Genomic DNA, 13,243 nt, shown 5'->3' with positions numbered 1-13,243 from the left:
TAAACACTAAATAAATTATAATCATCAATGGCGGGAGGATGAATGGCAACATTAAAGGAAATAGCCTACGAAGCTGGCGTTTCATTAGCAACTGTATCGCGTGTACTAAATGAAGATCCGACACTCAGTGTCAAAGAAGACACGAAACGACGTATTTTTGAAATCGCTGAAAAGCTAGAATACAAGACCAGCGCGACGCGTAAACTTGCGGCCGTGCTACCAAGTAAAGCAAAAGAACAATTACATTTTCTTGCCCTGTATAACTACAAACAAGAAACTGAAATCAATGACCCGTATTATCTGGCTATTCGTCACGGCATTGAAACACAATGTGATAAGTTTGATATTAGCTTAACCAATAGCTATGAAAGCAACCTTGATATTAAGAACTCAAAAGTAGATGGGATCTTATTAATCGGTCGTCAAACTGAAGAACAGCTAAAAATAATCAAAAAACTGACGAAGAATATTGTTTATATTGATTACACGGATCATGAAGAAGAATTTGACTCTGTGGATATAGACTTGGTTAGAATCAGCAAAGAAGTGATTAACTTCTTTATTAATCAAGGGTATGGGACCATTGGCTTTATTGGTGGTCAAGATGATGAAGCCACTCCCGATATTCGTGAACAAGCATTTATCGAGTATGGTCAATTAAAAGGTGTGGTATCAGAAGCCGATTTATACCGCGGTGATTTTTCCAGTTCTTCAGGTTATAAGCTTGCGAAGAAAATGCTAGAAACAGATCACCCAAGTGCTTTCTTTATTGCATCAGACTCCATTGCGATTGGTGTGTTACGCGCGATCCACGAGCAAGGTCTATCAATACCAAAAGATATCGCATTAATTAGTGTTAATGATATTCCGACGGCTAAGTTTACTTTCCCTTCTCTATCAACAGTACGCATTCATTCTGAACTGATGGGTAGTCAAGGTGTGAACTTGTTAATTGAACGTCGCCGAGATGAACGCGTGATCCCAATTCATGCCTATATACCAAGTAATTTAAGATTACGTGATACCACTAAAAAATAACGTGTAATAAAATCTCCCCAGATTATAGTAAAGCAGCATAGTAATATGTTGCTTTTACTTCTCCTCTCTTTCTATATCCTTATCTTATTCCCAATTTATCAGTTCAAGCAGACAAATACGTTACATTGTAACCCTTAATTAACGTTATCCAGCTCACAAACCTATGCATCTATTGTGATCGAGTTAAAAATAAAACAACAGATCTATTTGTTTTACTAAAATTTTAGTTAATATGTTTACCAAAGTAATTCATCAACATTTTAACTCGCATTTTCGGCATCGCCCTGGAGGCTACACGTGAATAATTGGGAAAACTTCTTCCGCCTTAATAAAAATAGAATGGCACCACGTGCTTACTTTTTCTCATACGACTCAATTCAGACAGCAAGAACATTTCAACGTGAATTAAGCAGCCACTATCAGCTATTAAGTGGACAATGGAATTTCAATTTTTTCACGAACCCGTTACTTGTACCTGAAGAATTCTACTCTCAATTTATGAATGATTGGGGAAATATTACAGTACCAAACATGTGGCAAATGGAAGGCCACGGCGATCTTCAATATACAGATGAAGGTTTCCCTTTCCCAATTGATGTACCTTTTGTACCAAGCGATAATCCAACAGGCGCGTACCAACGTACATTTACGCTTGGCGACACATGGAATAACAAACAAACCATTATCAAATTTGATGGTGTTGAAACCTATTTTGAACTGTACGTTAACGGTCACTATGTTGGCTTTAGTAAAGGCAGCCGCTTAACTGCTGAGTTTGATATCTCAGAATTTGCACAACAAGGTGAAAACCTGCTTTCTGTTCGTGTAATGCAATGGGCTGACTCAACGTACATTGAAGACCAAGACATGTGGTGGACAGGCGGTATCTTCCGTGATGTTTACTTAGTGGGTAAAGAACAAGTACACGTTCAAGATTTAACAGTACGTACCGACTTCGATGAAACTTATCAAAGTGCGACACTTTCTTGCAAAGCGGTACTTGAAAACTTAAGCGCAAACCCAGTGAACAATTATTCACTTGAATATACTTTATTTGATGGTGCAAGAGCACTGGCACAAGGCAATGTAGAATCATTGGCTTTTTCATCGACTCAAGATGTAAACGTTGCCATTGATGTTGTGAACCCGACACACTGGACAGCTGAAAACCCATACCTTTATCAATTAGTGCTAACACTAAAAGACGAACACGGTAAGGTTCTTGAAATCATTCCACAACGTGTTGGTTTCCGTGACATTAAAGTGCGTGATGGTCTGTTCTATATCAACAACAAATACGTGATGCTGCACGGTGTTAACCGTCACGACAATGATCATCTAAAAGGTCGTGCTGTGGGTATGGATCGTGTTGAGAAAGACATCATCTTGATGAAGCAACACAACATCAACTCAGTACGTACGGCTCACTACCCAAATGACCCGCGCTTTTATGAACTGTGTGATGTATACGGTTTATTTGTAATGGGCGAAACCGATGTTGAAACACATGGCTTTGCTAATGTTGACGACTTAAGCCGCATTACCAATGATCCAGCATGGGAACACGTATTCGTTGAACGTATCGAACGCCACATCCATGCACAGAAAAATCATGCATCAATCATCATGTGGTCACTGGGTAATGAATCCGGTTATGGCTGTAACATCAAATCAATGTACGCGGCTGCAAAAGCCATTGATGACACGCGCTTAGTGCATTATGAAGAAGACCGTGATGCTGAAGTGGTTGATATCATCAGTACTATGTATTCTCGCGCACAATTAATGAATGCATTTGGCGAGCATCCTCATAACAAACCACGCATCATTTGTGAGTACGCTCATGCGATGGGTAACGGCCCTGGTGGCTTAACGGAATACCAAAACGTATTCTACAAACACGATGCAATTCAAGGTCACTTTGTTTGGGAATGGTGTGACCACGGTATTCTTGCTAAAGATGAAAACGGCACTGAATTTTTAAAATACGGTGGTGATTACGGCGATTATCCAAATAACTATAACTTCTGCATGGATGGTTTGGTTTACTCCGATCAAACACCGGGCCCGGGACTAAAAGAATACAAGCAAGTAATTGCACCCGTTAAGATCCGTGCGAAAGATGCTGCCAAGGGTGTTTTCACTGTTGATAACAAACTGTGGTTCTCAAACCTTGATGACTACACCATCACAGCTGAAATCCGCGCTGAAGGTGAAACGCTACAAAGCACGACACTGAAAGTTGAAGGCTTAGCAGAAAACAGCAGCCGTGATATTGAAATTACCTTACCTGAATTAGATGGTCGCGAAGTCTTCATTAACTTCACTGTACGTAAAGATTCTCGCACACGTTACAGCGAAGCAAACCACGACATCGCCATTTATCAAGTGCAATTAAAAGAGAACACCCAACAATTACCGACATTCACGAATAGCAATGCAATTGCATTAGACGTTGTTGAATCTCGCTTAGATTATGTGGTTAAAGGGTTAAACTTTGCGGTTAACTTCTCGAAAGTGAACGGTAAATTAACATCATGGTTAGTTAACGGCGAAGAACTGATTGCCAGTTCACCAAAACTGAACTTCTTCAAACCTATGGTTGATAACCACAAACAAGAACACGATGGCCTGTGGGAACCAGCTCACTTGCAAATTATGCAAGAGCACTTCCGTTCAATCAATCTTGAAGAAGTAAACGGCAAAGCTGTTATTACAGTAACCAGTATTATTGCACCACCGGTATTTGATTTTGGTATGCGCTGTACTTACGTGTACGAAGTGAATAAAGAAGGTCAAGTAAACATCCAACTTGCTGGCGAACGCTACGGTGAATACCCGCATGTTATCCCTGTACTTGGGTTAGATTTAGGCATCAATAATGACTTTGACCAAGTGCAATACTACGGTCGCGGTCCTGAAGAAAACTACCAAGACAGCCAACAAGCAAACATGGTTGATGTGTACAAAACGACAGTGGCGAATATGTTTGAGAACTACCCGTTCCCACAAAACAACGGCAACCGTCAACATGTACGCTGGGCATCATTAGCAAACCGCCAAGGTACTGGTTTGTTTGTGAAACCAGAGCAAGAAATTAACTTTAGCGCTTGGTTCTACACCAACCAAAACATCCATGAAGCACAACATACTATTGAGCTTGAGAAGAGCGGTTACATCACCGTTAACCTTGACCATAAATTAATGGGGCTAGGTTCTAACTCATGGGGTTCGGAAGTATTAGATTCATACCGTGTTTACATGGATAAGTTTAATTATGCACTCACGCTTGTGCCATTCCATCAAGGTGGCTGTACGCCAAGTACATTAGCAAGTCACTCGTTCACTTCTGCAAACCAGACTGAAGGCGGAGATAAGTAATGATTATTTTAGAGAACCTAGACCAATTCAAAGTGGTATATCGCGATGGCCGTAAATGGAACCGTTGCATCGAAGCAATCGAGAACATTGTTAACCTGAAAGATGGCGTGATGTATTCAATTGGCGATTCACTGGTTTACATGATTGAAGATGGTGTTGCACGTAATACCGAAACATTTGAAGGTAATCGACGTTACTTTGATGTGCATTACTACTTAGCAGGCCGTGAAACTGTAGAAGTAGCAGATAAATCAGAACTTGAGTTAGTACAAGCTTACTCCGATGAAACTGACCGTGAATACATGACTGGTCACGGTGAAATAAAGCAACTTTGTGAAGGCCAAGTCGCTGTATTTGATAACACCAAAGCGTACCGATTCCACGGTGATAACACGGTGCGAAAAGTGGTACTGAAAGTCACTATCGAAGACGGCTATTTCTTGAATAAGTAAATAGTTGAATAGATAGTTAAAAAATTGAATAAAAATAAAATCTGGGCACGTATCCAGAACTAAAAATGAGAGAGGGGTTGGACCCTAACCGTCCAAATCCCTCCTTACCTACATTTGAAACACGAAACATCGGAGTACCTTATGTCAACATCTACACGAGGCACGATAGGCAAATTTGCCCTACTGTCCATGACTTTTGCAGCGGTTTTTAGCTTCAACAATATTATCAATAATAATATTGAAATCGGCTTATCCTCTGCCCCAATGTTCTTTCTTGCAACCATCTTTTATTTTATCCCGTTCTGCTTGATTGTGGCTGAGTTTGTATCACTCAACAAAAGTTCTGAAGCGGGTGTTTACTCTTGGGTAAAAAGTTCGTTAGGCGGTCGCTGGGCTTTCATCTCAGCTTATACTTATTGGTTCGTTAACCTATTCTTTTTCACGTCTCTGTTACCACGAATCATCGCTTACGCGTCGTATGCATTCTTAGGGTTTGAATATATATTCACCCCAATGACAACGGCAGTTTTAAGTACCCTGCTTTTCGCTGTTGCAACACACGTATCAAATAACGGTGCTAAATTACTAGGTCCAATTACAACAGTAACATCGTCATTGATGCTGTTACTCACTCTGTCTTACATCATCCTATCTGCTGGTGCCTTGATGGGCGGGATTGTACCTGCTGACCCAATTACAATTGAAGCGATGACGCCATCGTTTAACTGGGCATTCCTCGGTGTGATCACTTGGATCTTTATGGCAGCGGGTGGCGCAGAATCTGTTGCTGTTTATGTCAATGATATTAAAGGCGGCCACAAGTCATTCGTTAAAGTCATCATCCTTGCAGGTATCTTTATCGGTGCCCTTTACTCTGTTGGTTCTATCTTAGCGAACGTCTTTGTAACGCGTGAAGAGCTGAAGTTCACAGGCGGCTCAGTACAAGTATTTGAAGGCCTTGCGAGACACTTTGGTTTACCTGAAATCATGATGAACCGTTTTGTTGGGATCGTCTCGTTTACTGCCATGCTGGGTTCATTATTAATGTGGACAGCAACACCTGTAAAAATCTTCTTCTCTGAAATTCCAAAAGGTATTTTTGGTGAAAAGACCGTGGCACTAAACAAACAAGGTGTACCAGTACGTGCAGCATGGATTCAATTCTTAATTGTTATCCCACTGATGTTTATTCCAACATTAGCGTCAGACACGGTTCAAGACTTAATGAGCACAATCATCAACATGACAGCGGCAGCATCAATGCTTCCACCACTGTTCATCATGATTGCTTACCTCAACCTACGATTAAAATTAGATCATCTAGAACGTGATTTCCGCATGGGTTCTCGCTTTACCGGCATCGCTATTGTGTCTGTTCTTATCGCTATCTTTACTGTTGGGTTCTTTGCTTCAACCTTCCCAACTGGCGCAGACATCATGACGATTATTTTCTACAACGTTGGCGGGATTGTTATTTTCCTTGGCTATGCGTGGTGGAAATACAACAAGTATGAACAATCACTAACACAAGAAGAACTTGCTGAAGAAGCAAAACCAGCGATTCAATTATAGGAGTTGGATTACATCATGAAGCACCTGTGACATCGGTGCTTTCCTTTGTTAAATGCAGATAAATAAGCACGGCCAGTTGTTCTATTATACTCATTTGGTCTGTTGCTTATTTTCTGTTTAATGATTTTAACCACAGTAATTTTTAGTAAAGCTAACGATTAGACATTTACTAAAGATCACTTAATAATTTAATTAATATAGGATGCGTTAATTATGTCTCAATCTGTACGTGGCACGATAGGAAAGTTTGCTTTGCTATCTATGACTCTCGCGGCGGTATTTAATGTCCGTAACATTGTTAATAATAATATCGAATTAGGCTTAAGCTCGGCACCGATCTTTTTACTTGCTACGCTGGTCTACTTTATCCCGTTCGTGTTTATTATTTCTGAATTTGTATCTGCCAATAAAGACTCAGAATCAGGTATGTACGACTGGTTGAAAAAACCACTGGGTACGAAGAATGCTTACTTAGGTTCGTTCTTGTATTGGTTCGTTAACCTGTTTTGGTTCGTTTCGCTACTGCCAAACGTAATCGCTTATGCATCTTATGCAATGCTGGGTTATGAATATAACTTCTCGCCAGTGGTGACATCTATAATCTCAATTGTGTTATTTGCTGCTGCAACGCACATTTCAACAAAAGGTGCATCTTGGTTAGGTAAAATTTCTGAAATGGTGGCTTACGGTGTATTCGCACTTTTCGCTATCTATGTCATTGGCGCGGTAACGGCACTTAGCGGTGACCATGTACCAGCACAACCAATCACAATCGAAGCAATGACACCAACAATTAACTGGGCAACAATCGGTATTATGTGCTGGATCTTCCAAGCAGCCGGTGGTGCTGAAACAGCTGCTGCATACTTGAAAGATGTGAAAGGCGGTCAGAAGACCTTCATTCGCGTGATCATCGCTGCTGGTATCCTAATTGGTGCTATGTACGCTGTTGGTTCACTACTTGTAAACGTATTCGTTCCACGTGAGTCACTGACTTATGCTGGCGGTATGGTTGAAATCTTCACAGGTATGGCGCAATACTTCAATATCTCTGAAAACTTAGTAGGTCGTTTTGTAGGTGTGATTCTATTCATCGCGATGTTCGGTTCGATGATGATGTGGACTGCTGCACCCGTTAAAATTCACTTCTCAGAAATTCCAAAAGGTGTTTACGGCGAGAAGACAACTGAACTTAACGAGCACGGTGTACCAGTACGCGCAGCTTGGTGGCAGTTTGCGTTCGTTGTAATCATGCTAGTAGTAAATGGTTTCGGTTCTGAATCTGTACAAGAAATGATGAGCACTGCGATTAACTTAACAGCTGGTACAGCGATGTTACCACCTATCTTTATTATGGTTGCTTACTTCATCTTCCGTCTTAAATACGATGATACTCCACGTGATTTCCGCATGGGTTCTCGTAAAGTAGGTATGACTGTTGTTTCAATTCTTATCGTTATCTTTGTGGTAAGTATGACAGCGTCTGCATTCCCAACAGGTGTTGATCTAGTTAATGCATTCTTCATCAACGTGTTCATGACCATGGTGTTCTCTGCACTAGCATGGTGGTGGATCTCTCGCTTCGAAAAGAAGCAAGCACAAGGTGAAACGGCTACGAAGCAAACATTAGCTTCTGCTAAATAAACCTGATTAGAAGTAAACCTGAATTTAAAATAGGTTAATTCTAAATAAACGTAAAGGCACTGATATTTATTATCAGTGTCTTTTTTGTTTGGTTATACACGACAAGTAAAACGCCCACTTCCCTACCGTACCTTTCAAAAGAAACGCTAAGTCTCGAATGGTAAGCTAATTCTTATATATACTCTTGTATTTACAGTGAAACACATTAAATGGAGCCTTAATGAAACGTGTATATTTTGGTATTAAATATCATTCCAATAATTCAAATAAAAGCGTTATCAATGAATTTGAACTGTGTTTTTCTAAACATAATTTAAAGTCATATTGTGTTGTAAGAGATATGGAAAAATGGGGTAAACAGACATTCTCTGCTACACAAATAATGCAAGAAACATTCGCTAAAATAGATGAATCAGACATCGTTGTCATCGATATATCAGAAAAGGGAGTAGGCTTAGGTATTGAAGCTGGATACGCCAAGGCAAAAGGCAAAGAACTTATTGTGACAATTAAAAATGGCGTTGAAATCAGCACAACTATTCAAGGCACCGCTGATAAAATCATTACATATAATGAAATATCAGATATTAGGCTTTAGAAACATCATGCTCAGAAAATAGAACAGACAAAAAAATACCCATCAACCTAAGCTGATGGGTATTTATCGATTAGCTGTCTAGCCATTACTAGTCCCTGAAAAACTAAGCTAGCCAAGCAAAAACTACATATTTGGAGTATCTGTTACTACATGTAGATTCTGCGCACGGTGTCTTAGCAAGTGGTCCATTAGCGTGATAGCAAGTTGTGCTTCAGCAATTGGCACTGCGCGGATACCTACACATGGATCGTGACGACCTTTAGTAACTACTTCAATCGCGTTACCAAACTTATCAATTGATTTACCTGGAATGGTAATACTTGAAGTCGGTTTCATTGCAATGTGCGCAATGATATCTTGGCCACTTGAGATACCACCTAGTACGCCACCAGCGTGATTAGAAAGGAAACCATCTTCAGGTGTCATTTCATCACGGTGTTCGCTACCAAGCTGTTCTACAACGCCAAAACCATCACCAATCTCAACGCCTTTCACTGCGTTAATGCTCATTAATGAATGTGCGATGTCCGCATCTAAACGATCAAATACAGGTTCGCCTAAACCAACAGGCACACCTTCAGCAACAACTGTTACTTTAGCGCCCACTGAGTCACCTGATTTCTTTAGGCCGCGCATGTATTCATCCAGCGCTTCTAATTTAGATGTATCAGGGAAGAAGAACGGGTTTTGTTCAACTTGATCCCACTGTAGAGCTTCTGCTTTGATTGGACCCAGTTGTGATAAGAAACCACGGATAACAATACCGTGTTGTTCTTTTAGGTATTTCTTCGCAATGGCACCAGCCGCTACACGCATTGCCGTTTCACGTGCCGATGAACGACCGCCACCACGGTAATCACGATGACCAAATTTCTGATGATAAGTATAATCAGCATGGCCCGGACGGAAGGTATCTTTAATGTTTGAATAATCTTGTGAACGTTGATCGGTATTCTTGATCATTAGACCAATCGAAGAACCAGTGGTTTTACCTTCAAAAATACCCGAAAGGATCTGAACTTCGTCAGCTTCACGTCGTTGAGTAGTATAGCGAGATGTGCCAGGCTTACGACGGTCAAGATCAAACTGTAGATCTTCTAGTGAAATTTCGAGTCCTGGAGGGCAGCCGTCAATGATGCACCCAAGTGCTGGTCCATGGCTTTCTCCGAATGTGGAGATCTTAAATAATTGCCCAATACTATTCCCTGCCATAACAGCGTTTCCTTTATATAATGCTTACTAATACCTTCGAGAATACAAGACCAACGGCTTAGCGACAATAGCAAATAGAGAAAAAAGAGGAATAAAAAAAAACCTGCGACCATCTAAGATGATCACAGGTTTTTCGTGGGCTTTAACACCCTATAACAACACGCTACCGACCTATTTGAACGGTGCGGACTATTTATTTAAACGGTGCGAATTCTGCCATTGAAGCAACGATCTGCTCTTTGCTGATCACGAAGATACCGTGGCCGCCATTTTGCATTTCTAACCATGTAAATGGTACTTCAGGGAATTTCTCTTGCATGTGAACCATGCTGTTACCGATCTCAACAAACAGTAAGCCACCGTCGTTTAGCATATCTGGTGCTTGTGCTAGCATTTTAAGCGTTAGCTCTAAGCCATCAAAACCAGACTGTAAACCGATTTCAGGTTCATGTTTGAACTCATCAGGTAGGTTATCAATATCTTCTTGATCAACATAAGGAGGATTCGATACGATCATGTCGTAGCGTAAACCCGTTAAGTTTGAGAACAAGTCAGACTGGATTGGTGTTACTTGTTGCTCAACACCGTGATCTTGAATGTTGATCTCAGCAACTTCAATCGCGCCGTGTTCAATATCAACTGCGTCGATTTCTGAATCAGGGAATGCGTGAGACAGTGCAATCGCGATACAACCACTGCCCGTACACATATCAAGTACGCGCATAGGTTCGTGCGTTAACCAAGGCTGGAAACCGTTCATGATCAGTTCTGCAAACGGAGAACGCGGCACTAATACGCGTTCATCAACGAAGAACTCTAAACCAGCAAACCAAGCTTTGTTAGTAAGGTATGCAGCAGGGATACGTTCGTTTACACGACGAACAATCAGCTCAACCAATTTTTGGCGTTCAGAAGTAAGCAGTTTCGCATGACGAATTTGAGGATCAATATCCAATGGCAGGTGTAACGTCGGTAAGATAAGCTGAACAGCTTCATCCCACGCGTTATCAGTACCGTGACCATAGAAAATACCTGCGTCGTTAAAACGGCTAACCGCCCAACGGATGATATCTTGTATTGTAGTTAACTCTTTGACTGCTTCGTCAATAAAAATCCTGTCCACAATTGACTCCAATTTTGGTAAAATAACAAAATGTTTAATCAACTGATTTTCACAGCTGAATTTGGGTAACTACATTATGTTTAATAAACAAATGAAAAAAAAGATGTTGCTGCAAATGGATGTAGCAAAGGAACAGGCACAGGCTGAACAAGTTAAAGTATCGCAAGCAGCGCCTAAACCAGATGAACACGCTCTTTTCTCTGATAGTATGAAAGGTATAAAACCTTTGTCACAGGATACCATACGCACAACAAAAATCAGGGCTAAAAAACCGAAAACTCAGCCAAATGATTCAATCAGACAAGAATCAGCACAACGTGAACATTTTTTCTCCGATCAATTTGAACCGCATATTGCCGATGAAGGACCGACTCGCTATATACGCGAAGGTGTTTCACCGTACGAATTGAAGAAGCTACGTCGTGGTGATTACGAACCAGAATTACTGCTAGATTTACATGGTTTAACGCAAGAAACAGCAAAGGTAGAAATATCAGCGCTCATTGCTGAATGTCGTAAACAGCATATCCGTTGTTGTAATGTGATGCATGGTCATGGCAAGAATATTCTTAAGCGTCAATTACCAATGTGGTTAGCGCAACATCCCGATGTCGAAGCGTTTCATCAAGCAACGAAAACTTGGGGTGGCAGTGCCGCCTTGTCGATCTTGATAGAACTAACGAATAAAGAAGACTTTCTGCAAGGTAGTTAATGATGGCTGATGACCAAGAACAATGGCTTATAGCGTTAGAAGAAGAAAATAACGAACGATTGGCGATACATGACAAAGCCATGCGTGAGAATGCGAAATTAGAGGTTATTAAGGCCGCGCAAGCAAAGAAAAAGGCGCTTGCGGCCGACAGGCTAAAAGCCAACTATCCACTGCTGAGCTTTCTAAAACGCAACAGTATCATTATCACGGTATCAATTATTTTTTTCATTACTCTCGGGTTTAATATTTTCATGTTTATGCATTAAGTTTCGCATATTAACCCGCCGTAAGCAGTGTTTGGCCATATCGCCGCTCCTTAATCCGAGTGGCTTTTTTATACCTACCCATCTCAACAATCAGGTATTTACTTGATTTTCAGGCACAAAAAAAGGTTAGTGCATAACACTAACCTTTCAAGCGAGTTTTGCTAAGCAGTAAACCGCTTAATTTCACGATTTACTTCCGAGACACGCATTTTAACAGTGTTACCTGCATCGCTCGGCATGACTAACAAACCTTGCTGAAACTCTAATAATCCCAAACCTGTGACATATAGGGTTCCATGAAAAAAACTCTTTACATATTTTGCAATTCGCAATGAGTTAAACTGTTTAAAACTACGCATTTAGCACTCCTTTATACGCTTATATAGGTACCATCCAAGTACCCAAACAGAGGCGGCATAATATACTAACAATAGGGTAATGCAAAGATATTTAACACTGCATTAACCGTTGTATAAAGTGTAAGCACTAGTTATAAACTTTATTAACAAACCAGTGAATTACTTTATACTTGCTGGTGTTTCTAACCACTTAAAATTAAAGCTATTTTTTTCTAATTCTAAACAAGCTATCGCAGATGTTGCGAAAGCTGGCATATGTTTGTTTGCCGTCAGTACTGAAGTCAAATAACTCACTACTGGCAAATGTGAAACAAGTAAGACTGTTTCGTAATTATTTTGCTCAACAAGTGCACGAACATAATCAGCAATAAACTCAGCATCCCCATAAGGGGTTATGTCTTCACAAACTTCGACCTTGTTAACGGTAAAAAAGTTCCCGATAACATTCCAAGTTTGTGCAGCTCGTATATAAGGACTGTGTAATACACAATCTAAAGTTGGTTCAATCGCACTTAACCAACTGGCCATATCGGCGGACTGCTGTCGTCCAGTACCAGTTAATTCACGTTCAGCATCGCTATTGGCGTATAACCCTGCTTGCCCGTGTCGCATAATATAAATCTTCATACCACCACGCTATATTATCTATTGAATTCTTTATAGATATTAACACAGCCTAAAAAAACGATTGCATGGTAACGTGATTTGATGACAAAAGTATGACAAAGCTTAACATTTTGAAATTTATTCGATGCTCAAAAAAGTATTAAAAACCACGTTTAGCTTATGTTTTTAAACATTCTTTTCAAAAAATAATTACTTACCGCTATTTTCGCGCCATACTGACTTATATTACGAGTAAAGCGTATCGTTATCGCACGATGCG

The 13,243-nt window shown here is 40.4% G+C and carries 12 protein-coding genes; 8 read left to right on the top strand and 4 right to left on the bottom strand.

From position 1 onward, the window contains the following. The first annotated feature begins 42 nt into the window (after positions 1-42). From ebgR to HWV00_RS05165, 6 genes are all read left to right on the top strand, one after another. A complete protein-coding gene (gene ebgR, locus HWV00_RS05190; RefSeq protein WP_211685075.1) occupies positions 43-1,038 on the top strand; it encodes a transcriptional regulator EbgR in 996 nt (331 codons plus the stop codon). A 297-nt stretch (positions 1,039-1,335) separates the two neighbouring features. Continuing rightward, a complete protein-coding gene (gene ebgA / locus HWV00_RS05185; RefSeq protein ID WP_211685074.1) occupies positions 1,336-4,419 on the top strand; it encodes a beta-galactosidase subunit alpha in 3,084 nt (1,027 codons plus the stop codon). Beyond that, positions 4,419-4,871: a beta-galactosidase subunit beta gene (locus HWV00_RS05180; protein ID WP_211685073.1), complete on the top strand. Its 453-nt coding sequence runs from the start codon at positions 4,419-4,421 to the stop codon at positions 4,869-4,871. The genes ebgA and HWV00_RS05180 overlap by 1 nt, the downstream gene beginning before the upstream one ends. A gap of 141 nt (positions 4,872-5,012) precedes the next feature. After that, a complete protein-coding gene (locus HWV00_RS05175) occupies positions 5,013-6,443 on the top strand; it encodes an amino acid permease (protein ID WP_211685072.1) in 1,431 nt (476 codons plus the stop codon). 213 nt (positions 6,444-6,656) lie between these two features. Next, complete coding sequence (locus HWV00_RS05170) at positions 6,657-8,087, top strand: amino acid permease (RefSeq protein ID WP_211685071.1); 1,431 nt, start codon at positions 6,657-6,659, stop codon at positions 8,085-8,087. Between the two features lie 220 nt (positions 8,088-8,307). Then, positions 8,308-8,685 (top strand): nucleoside 2-deoxyribosyltransferase, encoded by a 378-nt coding sequence (locus HWV00_RS05165; RefSeq protein ID WP_211685070.1) that lies wholly within the window; start codon positions 8,308-8,310, stop codon positions 8,683-8,685. Between the two features lie 123 nt (positions 8,686-8,808). On the opposite strand, the gene aroC is transcribed toward HWV00_RS05165, so the two are convergent. Next, positions 8,809-9,897, bottom strand: a complete 1,089-nt coding sequence (gene aroC / locus HWV00_RS05160) for a chorismate synthase (protein WP_211685069.1) — start codon at positions 9,895-9,897, stop codon at positions 8,809-8,811. A gap of 193 nt (positions 9,898-10,090) precedes the next feature. Then, positions 10,091-11,020, bottom strand: a complete 930-nt coding sequence (gene prmB, locus HWV00_RS05155; protein ID WP_211685068.1) for a 50S ribosomal protein L3 N(5)-glutamine methyltransferase — start codon at positions 11,018-11,020, stop codon at positions 10,091-10,093. Between the two features lie 76 nt (positions 11,021-11,096). Between prmB and smrB the strand changes: the two genes are divergently transcribed. Beyond that, a complete protein-coding gene (gene smrB / locus HWV00_RS05150) occupies positions 11,097-11,732 on the top strand; it encodes an endonuclease SmrB (protein ID WP_211685067.1) in 636 nt (211 codons plus the stop codon). Beyond that, the gene (locus HWV00_RS05145) at positions 11,732-11,998 is read left to right on the top strand and encodes a hypothetical protein (RefSeq protein WP_211685066.1); all 267 of its coding nucleotides are present in this window, start codon (positions 11,732-11,734) and stop codon (positions 11,996-11,998) included. The genes smrB and HWV00_RS05145 overlap by 1 nt, the downstream gene beginning before the upstream one ends. A 161-nt stretch (positions 11,999-12,159) precedes the next feature. Here the strand turns inward: HWV00_RS05145 and HWV00_RS05140 are convergent, their stop codons facing one another. Together HWV00_RS05140 and sixA are read right to left on the bottom strand one after the other, a co-directional pair. Next, the gene (locus tag HWV00_RS05140) at positions 12,160-12,357 is read right to left on the bottom strand and encodes a DUF1107 family protein (RefSeq protein WP_211685065.1); all 198 of its coding nucleotides are present in this window, start codon (positions 12,355-12,357) and stop codon (positions 12,160-12,162) included. A gap of 159 nt (positions 12,358-12,516) precedes the next feature. Further along, entirely contained in the window at positions 12,517-12,984 is a 468-nt protein-coding gene (gene sixA / locus HWV00_RS05135; protein ID WP_211685064.1) for a phosphohistidine phosphatase SixA, read from the bottom strand. Between the last annotated feature and the right edge of the window lie 259 nt (positions 12,985-13,243).

This window comes from Moritella sp. 24 (assembly GCF_018219155.1).
Classification (GTDB): domain Bacteria; phylum Pseudomonadota; class Gammaproteobacteria; order Enterobacterales; family Moritellaceae; genus Moritella.
The sequence above is the reverse complement of the archived record's forward strand: the minus strand, read 5'-3'. Positions and strand labels throughout refer to the sequence as shown.

Coding starts and splice junctions, on each gene's coding strand:
- HWV00_RS05145 (WP_211685066.1), top strand. CDS start 11,732: ATGATGGCTGATGACCAAGAACAATGGCTTATAGCGTTAGAAGAAGAA.
- ebgR (WP_211685075.1), top strand. CDS start 43: ATGGCAACATTAAAGGAAATAGCCTACGAAGCTGGCGTTTCATTAGCA.
- HWV00_RS05140 (WP_211685065.1), bottom strand. CDS start 12,357: ATGCGTAGTTTTAAACAGTTTAACTCATTGCGAATTGCAAAATATGTA.
- HWV00_RS05165 (WP_211685070.1), top strand. CDS start 8,308: ATGAAACGTGTATATTTTGGTATTAAATATCATTCCAATAATTCAAAT.
- smrB (WP_211685067.1), top strand. CDS start 11,097: ATGTTTAATAAACAAATGAAAAAAAAGATGTTGCTGCAAATGGATGTA.
- aroC (WP_211685069.1), bottom strand. CDS start 9,897: ATGGCAGGGAATAGTATTGGGCAATTATTTAAGATCTCCACATTCGGA.
- sixA (WP_211685064.1), bottom strand. CDS start 12,984: ATGAAGATTTATATTATGCGACACGGGCAAGCAGGGTTATACGCCAAT.
- HWV00_RS05170 (WP_211685071.1), top strand. CDS start 6,657: ATGTCTCAATCTGTACGTGGCACGATAGGAAAGTTTGCTTTGCTATCT.
- HWV00_RS05180 (WP_211685073.1), top strand. CDS start 4,419: ATGATTATTTTAGAGAACCTAGACCAATTCAAAGTGGTATATCGCGAT.
- HWV00_RS05175 (WP_211685072.1), top strand. CDS start 5,013: ATGTCAACATCTACACGAGGCACGATAGGCAAATTTGCCCTACTGTCC.